17 protein-coding genes are annotated in these 15,199 nt (G+C 65.0%); 15 read left to right on the top strand and 2 right to left on the bottom strand.

Annotation, left to right across the window (positions count from 1 at the left end; translation table 11 throughout):
* Positions 1–22 precede the first annotated feature (22 nt).
* From rpmJ to lnt, 12 genes are all read left to right on the top strand, one after another.
* Positions 23–136, top strand: a complete 114-nt coding sequence (rpmJ, locus tag ACZ2IA_RS19470; protein ID WP_011137711.1) for a 50S ribosomal protein L36 — start codon at positions 23–25, stop codon at positions 134–136.
* Positions 137–199: 63 nt separating this feature from the next.
* Positions 200–562 carry a 30S ribosomal protein S13 gene (gene rpsM / locus ACZ2IA_RS19465; RefSeq protein ID WP_470294248.1) on the top strand — a complete coding sequence of 121 codons (363 nt, stop codon included), beginning with the start codon at positions 200–202 and terminating at the stop codon, positions 560–562.
* Positions 563–579: 17 nt separating this feature from the next.
* On the top strand, positions 580–975 hold the full coding sequence (gene rpsK, locus ACZ2IA_RS19460; RefSeq protein ID WP_289830531.1) for a 30S ribosomal protein S11: 396 nt from the start codon (positions 580–582) through the stop codon (positions 973–975).
* A gap of 18 nt (positions 976–993) precedes the next feature.
* Positions 994–1,614 (top strand): 30S ribosomal protein S4, encoded by a 621-nt coding sequence (rpsD, locus tag ACZ2IA_RS19455; RefSeq protein WP_470294247.1) that lies wholly within the window; start codon positions 994–996, stop codon positions 1,612–1,614.
* Positions 1,615–1,637: 23 nt separating this feature from the next.
* A complete protein-coding gene (locus tag ACZ2IA_RS19450; protein ID WP_470294246.1) occupies positions 1,638–2,621 on the top strand; it encodes a DNA-directed RNA polymerase subunit alpha in 984 nt (327 codons plus the stop codon).
* Between the two features lie 25 nt (positions 2,622–2,646).
* A complete protein-coding gene (gene rplQ, locus ACZ2IA_RS19445; RefSeq protein ID WP_470294245.1) occupies positions 2,647–3,045 on the top strand; it encodes a 50S ribosomal protein L17 in 399 nt (132 codons plus the stop codon).
* Between the two features lie 417 nt (positions 3,046–3,462).
* The gene (miaB, locus tag ACZ2IA_RS19440) at positions 3,463–4,797 is read left to right on the top strand and encodes a tRNA (N6-isopentenyl adenosine(37)-C2)-methylthiotransferase MiaB (protein ID WP_470294244.1); all 1,335 of its coding nucleotides are present in this window, start codon (positions 3,463–3,465) and stop codon (positions 4,795–4,797) included.
* Between the two features lie 64 nt (positions 4,798–4,861).
* Positions 4,862–5,158 (top strand): YciI family protein, encoded by a 297-nt coding sequence (locus ACZ2IA_RS19435; protein ID WP_470294243.1) that lies wholly within the window; start codon positions 4,862–4,864, stop codon positions 5,156–5,158.
* Positions 5,159–5,176: 18 nt separating this feature from the next.
* Positions 5,177–6,145: a PhoH family protein gene (locus tag ACZ2IA_RS19430; RefSeq protein ID WP_470294242.1), complete on the top strand. Its 969-nt coding sequence runs from the start codon at positions 5,177–5,179 to the stop codon at positions 6,143–6,145.
* Entirely contained in the window at positions 6,126–6,632 is a 507-nt protein-coding gene (ybeY, locus tag ACZ2IA_RS19425) for an rRNA maturation RNase YbeY (protein ID WP_470294241.1), read from the top strand. Before ACZ2IA_RS19430 ends, ybeY begins: the two co-directional genes overlap by 20 nt.
* 7 nt (positions 6,633–6,639) lie before the next feature.
* Complete coding sequence (locus ACZ2IA_RS19420) at positions 6,640–7,485, top strand: CorC family transporter (protein ID WP_470294240.1); 846 nt, start codon at positions 6,640–6,642, stop codon at positions 7,483–7,485.
* A 3-nt stretch (positions 7,486–7,488) separates the two neighbouring features.
* Positions 7,489–8,982 (top strand): apolipoprotein N-acyltransferase, encoded by a 1,494-nt coding sequence (lnt, locus tag ACZ2IA_RS19415; RefSeq protein WP_470294239.1) that lies wholly within the window; start codon positions 7,489–7,491, stop codon positions 8,980–8,982.
* A gap of 145 nt (positions 8,983–9,127) precedes the next feature.
* Here the strand turns inward: lnt and ACZ2IA_RS19410 are convergent, their stop codons facing one another.
* Both ACZ2IA_RS19410 and aptA read right to left on the bottom strand, forming a co-directional pair.
* Positions 9,128–10,615: a CoA-acylating methylmalonate-semialdehyde dehydrogenase gene (locus tag ACZ2IA_RS19410; RefSeq protein WP_470294238.1), complete on the bottom strand. Its 1,488-nt coding sequence runs from the start codon at positions 10,613–10,615 to the stop codon at positions 9,128–9,130.
* Between the two features lie 50 nt (positions 10,616–10,665).
* Positions 10,666–11,982 carry an omega-aminotransferase AptA gene (gene aptA, locus ACZ2IA_RS19405; protein WP_470294237.1) on the bottom strand — a complete coding sequence of 439 codons (1,317 nt, stop codon included), beginning with the start codon at positions 11,980–11,982 and terminating at the stop codon, positions 10,666–10,668.
* Positions 11,983–12,299: 317 nt separating this feature from the next.
* Between aptA and ACZ2IA_RS19400 the strand changes: the two genes are divergently transcribed.
* From ACZ2IA_RS19400 to ACZ2IA_RS19390, 3 genes are all read left to right on the top strand, one after another.
* Complete coding sequence (locus tag ACZ2IA_RS19400; RefSeq protein WP_470294236.1) at positions 12,300–13,706, top strand: aminotransferase-like domain-containing protein; 1,407 nt, start codon at positions 12,300–12,302, stop codon at positions 13,704–13,706.
* 52 nt (positions 13,707–13,758) lie between these two features.
* Positions 13,759–14,556 (top strand): MOSC domain-containing protein, encoded by a 798-nt coding sequence (locus tag ACZ2IA_RS19395; RefSeq protein ID WP_470294235.1) that lies wholly within the window; start codon positions 13,759–13,761, stop codon positions 14,554–14,556.
* A 209-nt stretch (positions 14,557–14,765) separates the two neighbouring features.
* Positions 14,766–15,194, top strand: a complete 429-nt coding sequence (locus ACZ2IA_RS19390; RefSeq protein ID WP_470294234.1) for a MarR family winged helix-turn-helix transcriptional regulator — start codon at positions 14,766–14,768, stop codon at positions 15,192–15,194.
* The last annotated feature ends 5 nt before the right edge of the window (positions 15,195–15,199 follow it).

The following is a 15,199-nucleotide window of genomic DNA, read 5'->3' as shown; positions in this document are numbered from 1 at the left end:
CGCGTTTTGATAAGGAATTGACATGCGAGTACAGCCTTCGGTAAAGAAAATTTGCCGTAACTGCAAAATCATTCGTCGCAATCGCGTAGTTCGCGTGATCTGCACGGATCCGCGTCACAAGCAAAAGCAAGGCTAACATTTGTTAGGCCTCTCTTTGCGTGTTACAATCGCAAACTTTTCAAGGTCTTAAGGAAAGAGTATGGCCCGTATTGCAGGGGTAAACATCCCCAATCATGCGCACGCCGTAATCGGCCTGCAGGCCATCTATGGTATCGGTTCCACCCGTGCGAAAGCCATCTGCGCTGCCGCCGGTGTAAACACCTCCTCCAAGGTGAAGGATCTGACCGAAGCCGAGATGGAGACTCTGCGTGAAGAAGTGGCCAAGTTCACCGTTGAAGGTGACCTGCGTCGCGAAATCACCATGAGCATCAAACGTCTGATGGACATGGGTTCGTACCGTGGCATGCGTCATCGCCGTGGTCTGCCGTGCCGTGGTCAGCGCACCCGTACGAATGCTCGTACGCGTAAGGGTCCGCGCAAGGCTATCGCCGGCAAGAAGTAATTTAAGGAACACAGAGAATGGCTAAAGCAAACACAGCTGTCCGTGTACGCAAGAAGGTGCGCAAGTCTGTTAGCGAAGGCATCGTGCACGTGCACGCTTCGTTCAACAACACCATCATCACCATCACCGATCGTCAAGGGAATGCACTTTCTTGGGCTACCTCCGGCGGTGCTGGTTTCAAAGGCTCGCGTAAAAGTACACCCTTTGCTGCTCAGGTAGCAGCAGAGCATGCTGGTAAAGTTGCCCAAGAATACGGTGTGAAGAACCTGGAAGTTCGCATCAAGGGCCCAGGCCCGGGTCGCGAATCCTCCGTACGTGCTCTCAACGCGCTGGGCTTCAAGATCACCAGCATCTCCGACGTGACGCCGGTGCCGCACAACGGCTGCCGTCCGCCCAAAAAACGTCGTATCTAATTCGGAGAGTGTGAGAACATGGCACGTTACATCGGCCCAAAATGTAAACTCGCGCGTCGCGAAGGTACCGACCTGTTCCTGAAGAGCGCCCGTCGCTCGTTGGACTCCAAGTGCAAACTGGACAAAGCTCCGGGTCAGCACGGTGCCAAGAACACCCGTCTGTCGGACTACGGTGTTCAGCTGCGTGAGAAGCAAAAGATCCGCCGTATCTACGGCGTTCTGGAACGTCAGTTCCGCAAGTATTTCGCTGAAGCCGTTCGCCGCAAGGGTTCGACTGGTGAAAACCTGCTGCAAATCCTCGAGTCCCGTCTGGACAACGTGGTTTACCGCATGGGTTTCGGTTCCACCCGCGCTGAAGCACGTCAGCTGGTGAGCCACAAAGCCATTACGGTAAACGGCATCGTGGTCAACATCCCGTCGTACCAGGTTAAAGCTGGCGACGCGGTGGTGGTTCGCGAGAAGTCCCAGAAGCAGGTTCGTATCCAGGAAGCGCTGGCGCTGGCTGGCCAAGCCGGTTACCCGGCTTGGGTTTCGGTGGATGCCAAGAAAATGGAAGGCGTGTTCAAGAACATGCCGGAACGTTCCGAACTGTCTAGCGATATCAACGAACAGCTTGTTGTGGAATTCTACTCCAAGTAATCGCTAGCCTATAAGGAATGACTATGCAAAACAGCGCTTCGGAATTTCTGAAACCGCGCCTCATCGATGTTCAGCCGATTTCGGCCACGCATGCACGCGTGTCGATGGAGCCGTTCGAACGCGGCTACGCCCACACGCTGGGCAATGCGCTTCGTCGCATTCTGCTGTCGTCGATGCCCGGCTTTGCTCCGACCGAAGTGACTATCGCTGGCGTTTTGCATGAGTATTCCGCTCTGGACGGTGTTCAGGAAGATGTCGTCGACATCCTCCTGAACCTGAAAGGCGTGGTGCTTAAGCTGCATGGTCGTGACAGCGTGGTGCTCTCCCTCAAGAAAGAGGGTGAGGGCGCTGTCTTGGCTGGCGATATCGAGTTGCCGCACGACGTCGAGGTGATCAATCCGGATCATGTGATCGGTCACCTGGCCGCCGGCGGCAAGATCGAGATGGAAGTCAAGGTCGAGAAGGGCCGTGGCTACCAGCCGGTAGCAGCTCGCGTCAATCACGACGAGAACCGTACCATCGGTACCATCCAGATGGATGCGTCGTTCTCGCCGGTGCGTCGCGTGAGCTTTGCTGTGGAGTCGGCACGTGTTGAACAGCGTACCGACCTCGACCGCCTGGTGCTCGACATCGAGACCAACGGCGTGATCGAACCGGAAGAAGCGGTCCGCTCTGCGGCGCGCATTCTGGTCGACCAGCTGTCGATCTTCGCCGATCTGCAAGGCACAACGGTAGAGGAAGTGGTCGAGAAGGCTCCGCCGATCGATCCGATCCTGCTGCGCCCGGTCGACGATCTCGAACTGACGGTTCGTTCGGCCAACTGCCTGAAAGCTGAGAACATCTATTACATCGGTGATCTGATTCAGCGCACCGAGACTGAGCTCTTGAAGACCCCGAATCTGGGTCGCAAGTCGCTCAATGAAATTAAAGAAGTTCTCGCTTCCAAAGGTCTGACTCTCGGCATGAAGCTGGAGAACTGGCCGCCGGCAGGGCTGGAAAAGCCGTAAGGTTTGAGACTAAAGGACATTAAGAATGCGTCATCGTTACAGTAATCGTAAACTGAACCGCACGACCAGCCACCGCCTGGCGATGCTGCGCAACATGGCGAACTCGCTGCTGCGTCATGAAGTGATCGTGACCACGCTGCCGAAAGCCAAGGAACTGCGTCGTGTGGCCGAGCCGCTGATCACGCTCGGCAAAAAGCCGTCGCTGGCCAACCGCCGTCTGGCGTTTGACCGCACCCGCGACCGTGACATCGTCGTCAAGCTGTTCGACGAGCTGGGCCCGCGTTTCGCAGCCCGCAACGGTGGTTACGTGCGTATCCTGAAGTACGGTTTCCGCAAGGGCGACAACGCCCCGCTGGCTCTGGTTGAGCTGGTTGACCGTGCTGAAGGCGCGCCGGTTGAAGTAGACGAAGAAGCCGCTGCCTAATCGCAGCGCTTGTTCAGGAAGAGCCAGCCCTTGGGCTGGCTTTTTTGCGTCTGCAGCCGGGCGGGGCGGCTTATCTCTAGTGGCGGACGCCGTTACCGTCGTATCTTCGTCAGAAGAACTCCTTGTCGAATCAGTGGCTTGTGCGCGATAACGGGCGTCGAGGAGCGCTGCCGGGGTGCTCAACGCACCGGTATGCTTGTGCTAAACTCGCGCAACTTATTCATTTGCCTATGAAGAGCTCTGCTCTGAGCGGCCCGCTGATGTGGGACCGGGCGTGCCTATGTCGCGAAGACCAGGGCGCGCGAGGGCCGGCGTGGTGGTGTGGAGCAAGGGCCTTCAGGGCAGTATCCAACCGGATTGGGGGGCTGACTCGGGAGCGGTCAGCGCCTGCGCTGCATAACGGGAAGTGCCGCAATAATGAAGAAGGTCTACATCAAAACCTTCGGCTGTCAGATGAACGAGTACGACTCGGACAAGATGGTCGATGTGCTGGGCAGTAGCGAGCCGCTCGAGAAAACCGACAAGCCGGAAGAAGCCGACGTCATTCTGTTCAACACCTGTAGCGTGCGCGAAAAGGCTCAGGAGAAGGTGTTTTCCGACCTGGGGCGGATCCGCCACCTGAAGGAACAGAACCCGAACCTGGTGATCGGCGTGGGGGGCTGTGTCGCGTCGCAGGAAGGCGAGGCGATCGTCAAACGCGCGCCGTACGTCGACGTGGTGTTCGGCCCGCAGACGCTGCACCGCCTGCCGGAGCTGATTTCGGCCAAGCAGGCCACCGGCGCGTCGCAGGTGGACATCTCGTTCCCGGAAATCGAGAAGTTCGACCATATCCCGCCGGCCAAGGTGGAAGGCGGCGCGGCGTTCGTGTCGATCATGGAAGGCTGTTCGAAGTACTGCTCGTTCTGCGTGGTGCCGTATACCCGCGGAGAGGAGGTGTCGCGGCCGTTCGATGACGTGCTGACCGAGATCGCGGGTCTCGCGGTGCAGGGCGTGAAGGAGATCACCCTGCTCGGCCAGAACGTCAACGCCTACCGCGGCCTGATGGCCGACGGCGAGATCGCCGATTTCGCCTTGCTGCTCGAGTACGTACACGAGGTGCCCGGCATCGAACGGATTCGCTTCACCACCAGCCACCCGCGCGAATTTTCGCAGCGCATCATCGACTGCTACGCCAAGCTGCCGAAGCTGGTCTCGCATCTGCACCTGCCGGTGCAGTCCGGCTCGGACCGGGTGCTGATGGCGATGAAGCGCGGCTATACCGGGCTGGAGTACAAGTCGATCATCCGCAAGCTGCGCGCGATCCGCCCCGACCTGTGCCTGTCGAGCGACTTCATCGTCGGCTTCCCAGGTGAGACCGGGGCCGACTTCGAGGCGACGCTGAAACTGGTGAAGGACCTGGAGTTCGACTTCAGCTACGTGTTCATCTATAGCCCGCGGCCGGGCACGCCGGCGGCCAACCTGCCGGACGACACCCCGCACAGCGAAAAGGTGCGCCGTCTGGCGGCGCTGAACGAGGTGATCGAGGCGAAGGGCTACGCGATCAACCAGAGCATGGTCGGCACGGTGCAGCAGGTGCTGGTCGTGGGGATCTCGAAGAAGGACCCGGCTATGCTGGCCGCCCGCACGATGAACAACCGGGTGGTGAACTTCGTCGGTCATCCGCGGCTGATCAAGCAGATGATCGAGGTGGTGATCACCGAGGCCAATCCGCACTCGCTCGGTGGCGAGGCGGTGATCGCCGAAACGGTGTGAGGGTTCCGCCCGGCCGGCTCCGGGGGTATCCTATCCGGTCCGACCTCGCCACGCGCATCATGCCATGTTCATTGTATTGCTGACTTATACCGCCCCGCTCGAGCAGGTCGACGCCGTCTTAGCGTCGCACGTCGACTGGTTGAACGCCGGCTATGCTGTCGGGGTGTTTCTCGCCTCCGGCCGCAAGGTGCCGCGCGACGGTGGGGTGATTCTGGCGCGCGGCGAGCGTGCCGCGCTGGAGGCGAGGCTGGCCGACGACCCGTTCGCACGGGCGGGTCTGGCAAGTTACGAGATCATCGAATTCATTCCCACCATGACCGCTGACGACCTTGCTGCCGTGCGCGAGAGCCTGCCGGCCTGACCCGCGGAGTTGCCCTACTTGCACACCGAAAATCTCAGTTTCAACCCGATCGACAACGAGCGGCTGGCCCGGTTGTGCGGCCCGCTCGACGAAAACCTCAAGCAGATCGAAACCGCGCTCGACGTGACGATCCATCGCCGCGGTGAAGCGTTCCGCGTCAAGGGTGAGCTGGCACGCGAGGCGGTGACGGCCTTGACCCGCTTCTACCTGTTGGCCGAAAAGCAGGAGCTGGAGGTCGACGACATCCAGCTCGGTCTGGTCGAGGTACGCCGCCACCAGCCGGACGTCGCCGCCGACGAGGAGAACGCGCCGGTGCTGCAGATGCGTCGCGGCGAGCTGCGCGGCCGTACGCCGCGCCAGGCGGGCTATATCAAGGCGATCCTCGAGCACGATGTGACCTTCGGCCTCGGCCCGGCAGGCACCGGCAAGACCTACCTGGCGGTCGCCTGCGCGATCGACGCGATCGAGCGTGACGCGGTCAAGCGCATCGTGCTGGTGCGCCCGGCGGTGGAGGCGGGCGAGAAGCTCGGCTTCCTGCCCGGCGACCTGGCGCAGAAGGTCGACCCCTATCTGCGCCCGCTCTACGACGCGCTGTACGACCTGATGGGTTTCGACAAGGTGACGCGCTACTTCGAGAAGAACCTGATCGAGATCGCGCCGCTCGCGTATATGCGCGGCCGCACGCTGAACAGCGCCTTCATCATCCTCGACGAGGCCCAGAACACCACGCCCGAGCAGATGAAGATGTTCCTGACCCGGATCGGCTTCGGCTCCAAGGCGGTGATCACCGGCGACCAGAGCCAGGTCGACCTCGCGCGCCACCAGAAGAGCGGTCTTGCCGAAGTCGAGCGCATCCTCGGTCACGTGCGCGGCATCCATTTCCACCGTTTCCAGAGCGACGACGTAGTGCGCCACCCGCTGGTGCAGAAGATCGTCGACGCCTACGATAATTACCAGAACGAAACCGATGAAGATCGCCAAGCGTAACCCGCTGCGCCGGAGGTTGGCCGAACGGCTCAACCTGGCGCTAGATATCCGCAGCGCGGCGGCCGGCTTGCCGAGCGTTGCCGAACTGAACCGCTGGGCGCGCGCCGCGCTGCAGGCTGACGTGCGCCAGGCGGAGATCTCGCTCGTCATCGTCGACGCCGACGAGGGCCAGGCGCTCAACCGCGACTACCGCGGCAAGGACTACGCGACCAATGTGCTGAGCTTCGCGCTGAACGAGGGCGAGCCGGTGCCGGGGATGCCGCTGTTCGGCGACCTGGTGTTGTGCGCGCCGGTGGTCGAGCGCGAGGCGGCGGAGCAGGGCAAGGCGCTGGCCGCCCACTACGCCCACCTGACGGTGCACGGCATGCTGCACCTGCAGGGCTACGACCACGAAGACGACGCCGAGGCCGAGGCGATGGAAGCGCTTGAAACGCGTATTCTCGCCTGCTTAGGCTATCCCGACCCCTATCTTGAGGAAAAATCGTAATTCCACCATGGACGACCCCAGTAAGCCCCGATTGAACTGGTTCGAGCGCCTGCTCAACCGCCTGTCCCACGAGCCGGAAGACCGCGAAGATCTGGTCGCCCAGCTGCGCTCCGCCTTCGAACGCAACCTGATGGACGCCGATGCGCTGGCGATGATCGAGGGGGTGCTCAACTTCAGCGAGATGTCGGTGCGCGACGTGATGGTGCCGCGCAGCCAGATGGACGTGATCCGGGTCGATGACCCGATCGAGCGCTTCCTGCCGTTCGTGGTGGAGATGGCCCACTCGCGCTTCCCGGTGGTCGGTCACGACAAGGACGACGTGCTCGGCGTGCTGCTGGCCAAGGACCTGCTGCGCTACTTCACCAGTCCGACCACCTTCGACCTGCGCGCCAGCCTGCGCAAGCCGGTGTTCATCCCCGAGTCGAAACCGCTCAACACGCTGTTGAAGGACTTCCGCGCCGCGCGCAACCATATGGCGATCGTGGTCGACGAATACGGCGGCGTCTGCGGCCTGGTGACGATCGAGGACGTGATCGAGCAGATCGTCGGCGACATCGAGGACGAGTACGACTTCGACGACAGCGAAGACAATATCGTCGCGATGCGCAACGGCCGCTACCGCGTGAAGGCGCTCACCGAGGTCGGCGACTTCAACGAATTCTTCGACACCGACTTTTCCGACGCCGAGGTCGACACCGTCGGCGGTCTGGTGATCGGCGCGTTCGGCCTGATGCCCAAGCGTGGCGAAAAGGTCGACATCGGCCCCTTGACCTTCACCGTGGTGCGCGCCGACAGTCGCCGGCTGCACACGCTGATCGTCGAGCCGCGCCGCGAGCCGGAAACCACGGACTGACGGATGCTGCGTACCCTTTGCTACCTGTTGCTGGCGATCCTTGCCGGCACGCTGACGGTGTTCGCGTTCGCGCCGTACCGCTTGTTCTGGTTGATGCCCTTGTCACTGGCGGCGCTGGCGCTGCTGGCGCAACGCCGGCCTCGCCATGCGTTCGCGTTCGGCTATCTGTGGGGGCTGGCGACGTATACCAGCAACTTCCACTGGATCTACAACAGCCTGCACGACATCGCCGGCCTGCCGGCGTGGATCGCCGCGCCGCTGGTGCTGTTGCTGCCGGCGTATCTGGCGCTGTACCCGGGTCTGGCGACCTGGTTCGCGGTGCGCGTCGACGCGCGGCCGTGGCTGCGCTGGGCGGTGGCGTTCCCGGCCGCCTGGACGGTGACCGAATGGCTGCGCGGCTGGATGCTGACCGGCTTCCCGTGGGGCGCCGCCGGCTATTCGCAGATCACCGAGAGTCCGCTGGCCGGCCTGGCGCCGGTGACCGGCATCTTCGGCGTGACATTCGCCGTGGCGTTCAGCGCCGGCCTGATCGCGCTGTTGCCGCTGGTGAAGTGGCGCAGCCAGCTCGTCGCCGCCTTGCTCGGCCTTGCGCTGTGGAACGGCGGGCTGTGGCTGAAGACCCTGGAGTGGACCCGCCCGGTCGGCCAGCCGTTCAAGGTGGCGCTGGCGCAGGGCAATATCCCGCAGTCGCTGAAGTGGGATCCGGCCACCTTCGAGATCACGATGGCGCGCTACTACCAGCAGGTGGCGACCACCGAGGCCGACCTGATGATCCTGCCGGAGACGGCGCTGCCGGTGTTCCTCGGCGATCTGCCGTCCGGCTACCTGACCATGCTCAACGGCGCGGCGGCGAGCAAGCGCATGGCGCTGGCGACCGGCATCCCGCGGCGCACCCCGGACGGGCGCGGCTATCTGAACGCGGTGGTGGCGCTGAGCGAGCCTGGCCAGCCGTACTACGCCAAGGACCACCTGGTGCCGTTCGGCGAGTTCGTGCCGCTGCCGCTCTTGACCGGCTGGATCTACCAGTTCATGAACATGCCGCTGTCCGGCTTCAGTGGCGGCGGCGCCGATCAGGCGCCGCTGGCGCTGGCCGGCCAGCAGGTGGCGTTCAACGTCTGCTACGAGGACAGCTTCGGCGAGGAGCTGATCGGCCCGGCGGCGCGGGCGACCGTGCTCGCCAACGTCAGCAACCTCGCCTGGTTCGGCCAGAGCAACGCGATGAGCCAGCACCTGCAGCTGTCGCAGGCGCGGGCGCTGGAGATGGGCCGCTATATGGTGCGCGCCACCAACACCGGCATGACCGCGATCGTGCGCCCGAACGGCGAGATCGGCGCGGTGGCGGCGCCGGACACCCAGCAGGTGCTGGTCGGCACCATCACCGGCCGCACCGGCCTGACCCCGTATATGCACTACGGCGACTGGCCGGCGCTGCTGTTGTCCGGCGCCTTGATGCTGCTGACGCTGTTGGTCGGCTGGTGGCGCAACCGGCGCGGCTGATCCCGACCCTTAGACGACCCCGCCCGACGGCGGGGTTTTTGCTGTCCGGCGTTCGGCCAAGCCCAAGGTTGGCCGAACAGCGGGCGTAAAAAAGCCCGGCACGAGGCCGGGCTGTGAGGGAGTGGATCGCCGTCCTACCTGTAACTCATTTCATCGTCGGCATCGCGAACTCGGCGGTCAGCGTCTCCGGCCAGCGGCTGGTGACCGTCTTCAGCCGGGTGTAGAAGCGCACCCCTTCCGGGCCATGGATAGCATGGTCGCCGAACAGCGACGATTTCCAGCCGCCGAAGCTGTGGAATGCCATCGGCACCGGGATCGGCACGTTGATGCCGACCATGCCGACCTGGATGCGGCTGACGAACTCGCGCGCGGCGCGGCCGGAGGCGGTGAACAGGCTGACGCCGTTGGCGAACTGATGCTTGTTGATCAGCTCGACCGCGGCGTCGAAGTCCGGCACGCGCACCACCGACAGCACCGGGCCGAAGATCTCTTCCTGGTAGATGGTCATCTCGGTGCCGACGTGGTCGAACAGGCAGGGGCCGATGAAGAAGCCGTCCTCATGGCCGGCGACCGTCAGGCCGCGGCCGTCCAGTACCAGCTTCGCGCCTTCGCGCACGCCCGAGTCGACGTAGCCCGAGACTTTATCCAGATGCTGGCGGGTGACCAGCGGGCCCATTTCGGCGGCCGGGTCGTCGCCGGCGCCGACCTTCAGTGCGCGTGCGCGTTCGGCCAACTTGGCGACCAGCGCATCGGCGACGTCGCCGACCGCCACCGCCACCGAGATCGCCATGCAGCGCTCGCCGGCCGATCCGTAGGCGGCGCCCATCAGCGCCTCGACCGCCTGGTCGAGGTCGGCGTCCGGCGCGACTACCAAGTGGTTCTTCGCGCCGCCGAGCGCCTGCACGCGCTTGCCGTGCGCCGCGCCGGTCTCGTAGATGTGCTTGGCGATCGGGGTCGAGCCGACGAAGCTGATCGCCGCGACGTCCGGATGGGTCAGCAGGCCGTTCACCGCGTCCTTGTCGCCGTGCAGCACGTTGAACACGCCGTCCGGCAGGCCGGCCTGCTTCAGCAGATCGGCCAGAAACAGCCCGGCCGACGGGTCGCGTTCGGACGGCTTCAGGATGAAGGTGTTGCCGGTGGCGAGCGCGACCGGAATCATCCACAGCGGCACCATGGTCGGGAAGTTGAACGGGGTGATGCCGGCGACCACGCCGAGCGGCTGGCGCAGGCTGTAGCTGTCGACGCCGCTGCCGACCTGTTCGGAGAACTCGCCCTTCAGCAGCTGCGGGATGCCGCAGGCGAACTCGATCACCTCCATGCCGCGGGTGATCTCGCCGAGCGCGTCCGACACCACCTTACCGTGCTCGCTGGAGATCAGTTCGGCCAGCGCCTGCTGGTTCTGCTCGAGCAGCTCCTTGAACTTGAACATCACCCGGGCGCGGCGCAGCGGGGTGGTGGCGGCCCAGGCCGGGAAGGCGGCGCGGGCGGCGGCGACCGCAGCGTCGACCTCGTTACTCGAGGCGAGCGGTACCTTGCGGGCGGCCGCGCCGGTGGCCGGGTTGAACACGTCGCCGAAGCGGCCGCTCTGGCCGTCGACCAGCGTGCCGGCGATGAAGTGCTGAAGTGTCTGCATGATGGATTCCGTGGTTTCTTTAAATCTGTAAATCTGTGCGCGGGTCGTGCTCAGGCGGTCGCGTTGATCGCGTCGTCGATGATGCCGAACAGCTGCTGGATCTCGGCGTCGTTGATGATCAAGGGCGGCGAGACGGCAATGATGTCGCCGGTGAAGCGCACCAGCGCGCCCTTTTCCCAGCACTTCAGGAACACGTCGAAGCCGCGCTGCCCCGGTGCGCCCGGGCGGCTGTCCAGCTCGATGCCGGCGACGAGACCCAGGTTGCGGATGTCCTTGACGTTGCGGGTGCTGCGCAAGGCGTGCGCGGCGTTTTCGAACGCGGCCGATTTGTTCGCGGCGGCCTGGAACAGCTGCTCGTCCTGGTAGAGGTCGAGCGTGGCGATCGCCGCGGCGCAGGCGAGCGGGTGTGCCGAGTAGGTGTAGCCGTGCGGGAATTCGACCGTGCGTTCCGGCGCGGCGGCCATGAACGCGTCGTGGATTTCCGATTTCACCAGCACCGCGCCCATCGGCACCACGCCGTTGGTCAGGCCCTTGGCGCAGGTGAGGATGTCCGGCCTCACGTCGAACTTGTTGGCGGCCCAGTCGGCGCCGAGTCGGCCGAAACCGGTGATCACCTCGTCGAAGATCAACAGAATGCCGTACTTGTCGCAGATCTCGCGCAGCCGCTTCAGGTAGCCCTTCGGCGGGATCAGTACGCCGGTCGAACCGGCCATCGGCTCGACGATCACCGCGGCGATCGTCGACGGGTCGTGCAGCGTGACGATGCGCTGCTCCAGCTCGTCGGCCAGCTCCGCGCCGTGTTCCGGCTCGCCGCGGCTGAACGCGTTGCGCGCCAGGTCGTGGGTGTGCGACAGGTGGTCGACCGCAGGCAGCGACACCGGGAAGTGCTTGCGGTTGCCGGCCATACCGCCGACCGAGATGCCGCCGAAGTTGACACCGTGGTAGCCGCGCTCGCGGCCGATCAGCTTGACGCGCGCGGCGTCGCCGCGCACCCGGTGGTAGGCCAGCGCCATCTTCAGCGCGGTATCGGCCGCTTCCGAGCCGGAGTTGACGAAGAACACCTTGCCGAGGCCCTGCGGTGCCATCGCGGCCAGCTTCTCGGCCGCCTCGAACGCCTTCGGGTGGCCGATCTGGAACGGCGGCGCGTAGTCGAGTTCGCCGACCTGGCGCTGTACCGCCTCGACGATCGGCTTGCGGTTGTGGCCGGCGTTGACGCACCACAGGCCGGCGCAACCGTCGAGGATCTGCCGACCGGCGTCGTCGGTGTAGTACATGCCGTCCGCCTTCACCAGCATCCGCGGCGCGGACTTGAAGTGGCGGTTGGCGGTAAACGGCATCCAGTAGGCGTCCAGATTGGGGCGATTCATTGCGGTGTTCTCCTCAGGGTGGCCGGCCTGTCCCGGCGATGGCTCTGTTTAAGAATCTAGACAGAAAACCAGTACAATCACAGGTACAGTTAGGCGGAAATCCCGACAATCTGTACTGGCGATTCCATCAGTACAGCGGCGGGAGCCTCGATAAACCTGCTGCGCGGCACGGGTGTGCCGTTTGGGCGGTCCGCGCACGCATCGAGCATTGGGCGTGTCGTTATAGACGCGCACGTCGCGATACGCTCGGTGATCCGGGTCTGATGGACATCGAGTCCCCCGCTCGCGACGGTTGTGGTGGTTCCCTGGAGAGCACGATGCACGACAAGGAAGTGAACCTGGCGCCCGGCCAGACTCGGGTGGAGTGGCTGGTCGGCCACTTGATCGGTGCGATCGAGACGGGGCGCTACGCGCCGGGCAGCCGGGTGCCGTCGATCCGCCGCACCGCCGCCGACGTCGGCTTCAGCCCCTTCACCGTGGCCGACGCCTACGACCGGCTGGTGACGCGCGGCTATTTGTCGGCGCGCCGCGGCGCCGGCTACTACGTCGAGGTGTGTCCGGTGGTGGCGCCGCCGCGTCCGGCGGTGCTCGACGAGCTGCCGATCGATGACTCCTGGCTGTTGCGCAGCGTGTATGAGTCGCGCCAGCTCGGCGTGCGCGCCGGCTGCGGCTGGCTGCCGGCCGGCTGGTACGACGACGAGGCGCAGCAGCGCGCGCTGCGCGCGCTGGCGAGGAGCGGTATCGTCGGCGACCACTACGGCGAGCCGAAGGGCTTCGGCCCCTTGCGCCAGGAACTGTCCCGCCAGTTGGCCGAACGCGGCATCCCGGCAGGTCCCGAACAGCTGGTGCTGACCCAGGGTGCCAGCAAGGCGCTCGACATGGTCGCCTGCGCCTTGGCGCGGCCCGGCGACACCTTGCTGGTCGACGACCCGGGCTACTGCAACCTGATCTCCTGCCTGATCTTCCGCGGCTTCAAGCTGGTCGGCGTGCCGTGGACGGCGCACGGCCCGGACGTTGCCGCGCTCGAGGCGCTGCTCGCCGAGCACCGGCCGCGCGCCTACTTCACCAACCCGTGGTTGCACAATCCGACCGGCGCCAGCTACACGCTGCCGGTGGCGCACCGGGTGCTGAAGTTGGCCGAACAGCACGACTTCTGGGTCGTCGAGGACAATGTGTCGGCCGACCTGTGCGCCGAGCGCACCCCGACCTTGGCGGCGCTCGACGGGCTGGCCCGGGTGCTCTACATCGGCAGCTTCTCGAAGACGCTGTCGCCGGGGCTGCGGGTCGGCTTCATCGCCGCGCCGGCCGAGCCAGTCGAGCGGCTGGTGCGCTACAAGATGCTGTCCGGGCTGACCACGCCGGAGCTGAACGAGCGCCTCGCCCTGGCGCTGGTGTCGGACGGCCGCTACCGCCGCCAGGTCGACAAGCTGCGCCAGCGCCTGGCCGGCGCGCAGGCGCGGGTGGCGCGGCACTTGCAGGCGCTCGGCTGGACGCTGTTCGCGCAGCCGAGCGGCGGACTGTTCCTGCTCGCCCGGCCGCCCGTCGAGATCGACCCGCAGGCCCTGGCCGAAGCGGCGCAGGCCGAGGACATCCTGCTCGCGCCGGGGCGGCTGTTCCGCCCGCACGGCGCCGCCTCGCCGTGGCTGCGCTTCAACGTCGCGTACAGTGACGACGAGAAGCTGTGGCGTTTCCTCGAGCGTGCGATCGAGCAAGCGGCCGATTGAGGGCAGTATTCAAACGGAGTACGCTCGCAGGCTTCACGAGGGAGAGAACAATATGCAGTTGACCCAGCTTTACGTGCACCCGCTCAAATCCGGCCGCGGCATCGCCTACAGCCGTGCCTACGCCGGCCTGCAGGGCCTGCTGCACGACCGCGAGTGGCTGATCACGCTGCCGGACGGGCAGTTCATCACCGCGCGCGACGAGGCCAAGCTGGTGACGCTGCGCGTCACCCCGCTGCCGGGGGCTCTGCTGCTGCATGCGCCGGGCCGCGCGCCGATCGCCGCGCTGACCCCGGTCTATACCGAGCCGGTGGCCACCACGGTGTGGCGCGACAGCTTTACCGCGCTGCACGGCGAACCCGATGTCGATGCCTACCTGTCCGACTGGCTCGGCAAACCGTGTCGGCTGCTGTGGCTGGGCGCGAAGTCGACCCGGCCGCAGAAGACCATCGCCGCGCCGCTGTCGTTCGCCGACGGCTATCCGTATCTGCTGGTTAACAGCGCCTCGCTCGAGGCGCTGAACGAGACGCTGAAGCGGCCGGTAACCGAGCGGCACTTCCGCCCCAATCTGGTCATCGATGGCGCCTTGCCGTGGGAAGAGGACGACTGGCAGGTGCTGAAGATCGGCGACATCGTGTTCGACGTCGCCAAGCCGTGCACCCGCTGCGTGCTGACCACGGTCGATCCGGAGCTGGGCGAGCGCGACCCGGACGGCGAGCCGCTGAAGACGCTGATCCGTACCCGCCAGCTACCGGAAGGGATCTGCTTCGGCGTCAACCTGGTGCCGCGCAGCGAGGGCATCCTCGAGGTCGGCGCGCCAGTCGAGGTATTGGAGAGCAAGTACAGTTTCTGAAGCCTGAGCGTGGCCGAAACGATCTGCCGGAAGCGGGATGCTTCCGGCTTTTTTGTGCCCAGCCGGCCATGCTTGATCGGTGGTTATCCGCAGGCTGCGGCGCTTTCGCCACGCCGGGCGGGATGATGGGGAACAGTGGCACGGAAATGGTTGCTATACGCAACTATTGTCACTAGAGTGAGCAGATTGTTTCTGGCGGTACTATTTGGATGGCTAGTCAAAACGGGGCCGCGCTGCTGCGGCGGGTGATGCTCGGCTTCGTCACCGAGCAGCGCCAGCAGCTGACGCAGGCCAATATCGTCGGCAGTCATCGGCTGCTGCTGCCGTTGGCGCGGCACGAGCCGATGTCGCAGGCCGAGCTCGGCCGGATCGTGATGCTGGAAAAGAGCTGGATCAGCCGCGCGGTCGAGCGGCTGGTGGCACAGGGCTGGGTCAACAAGGCGCCCAGCCGCCGCGACGGCCGCGGCGTCGAACTGACGCTGACCGACGCCGGCCGTGTCGAGGCGGCACGCATCGAGACCCTGCTCGACGAGCACGCCGCCGCCGTGCTGGCCCGGCTACCCGCTGCCGAACGCCCGGCGATCCTGGCGGCGCTGCAGGCGTTGGCCGAAGCCGTCGTTCCCCCGCGCTCATTGTAATTGCG

The sequence above is a fragment of the Crenobacter sp. CS_VA4 genome, from assembly GCF_055597485.1.
This window is presented reverse-complemented; position numbering and strand designations above follow the sequence as displayed.

Bases quoted from the DNA above. Each gene is read 5' to 3' on its own strand.
- rpmJ (WP_011137711.1), top strand. From the start codon at position 23: ATGCGAGTACAGCCTTCGGTAAAGAAAATTTGCCGTAACTGCAAAATC.
- rpsM (WP_470294248.1), top strand. From the start codon at position 200: ATGGCCCGTATTGCAGGGGTAAACATCCCCAATCATGCGCACGCCGTA.
- rpsK (WP_289830531.1), top strand. From the start codon at position 580: ATGGCTAAAGCAAACACAGCTGTCCGTGTACGCAAGAAGGTGCGCAAG.
- rpsD (WP_470294247.1), top strand. From the start codon at position 994: ATGGCACGTTACATCGGCCCAAAATGTAAACTCGCGCGTCGCGAAGGT.
- ACZ2IA_RS19450 (WP_470294246.1), top strand. From the start codon at position 1,638: ATGCAAAACAGCGCTTCGGAATTTCTGAAACCGCGCCTCATCGATGTT.
- rplQ (WP_470294245.1), top strand. From the start codon at position 2,647: ATGCGTCATCGTTACAGTAATCGTAAACTGAACCGCACGACCAGCCAC.
- miaB (WP_470294244.1), top strand. From the start codon at position 3,463: ATGAAGAAGGTCTACATCAAAACCTTCGGCTGTCAGATGAACGAGTAC.
- ACZ2IA_RS19435 (WP_470294243.1), top strand. From the start codon at position 4,862: ATGTTCATTGTATTGCTGACTTATACCGCCCCGCTCGAGCAGGTCGAC.
- ybeY (WP_470294241.1), top strand. From the start codon at position 6,126: ATGAAGATCGCCAAGCGTAACCCGCTGCGCCGGAGGTTGGCCGAACGG.
- ACZ2IA_RS19420 (WP_470294240.1), top strand. From the start codon at position 6,640: ATGGACGACCCCAGTAAGCCCCGATTGAACTGGTTCGAGCGCCTGCTC.
- lnt (WP_470294239.1), top strand. From the start codon at position 7,489: ATGCTGCGTACCCTTTGCTACCTGTTGCTGGCGATCCTTGCCGGCACG.
- ACZ2IA_RS19410 (WP_470294238.1), bottom strand. From the start codon at position 10,615: ATGCAGACACTTCAGCACTTCATCGCCGGCACGCTGGTCGACGGCCAG.
- aptA (WP_470294237.1), bottom strand. From the start codon at position 11,982: ATGAATCGCCCCAATCTGGACGCCTACTGGATGCCGTTTACCGCCAAC.
- ACZ2IA_RS19400 (WP_470294236.1), top strand. From the start codon at position 12,300: ATGCACGACAAGGAAGTGAACCTGGCGCCCGGCCAGACTCGGGTGGAG.
- ACZ2IA_RS19395 (WP_470294235.1), top strand. From the start codon at position 13,759: ATGCAGTTGACCCAGCTTTACGTGCACCCGCTCAAATCCGGCCGCGGC.
- ACZ2IA_RS19390 (WP_470294234.1), top strand. From the start codon at position 14,766: ATGGCTAGTCAAAACGGGGCCGCGCTGCTGCGGCGGGTGATGCTCGGC.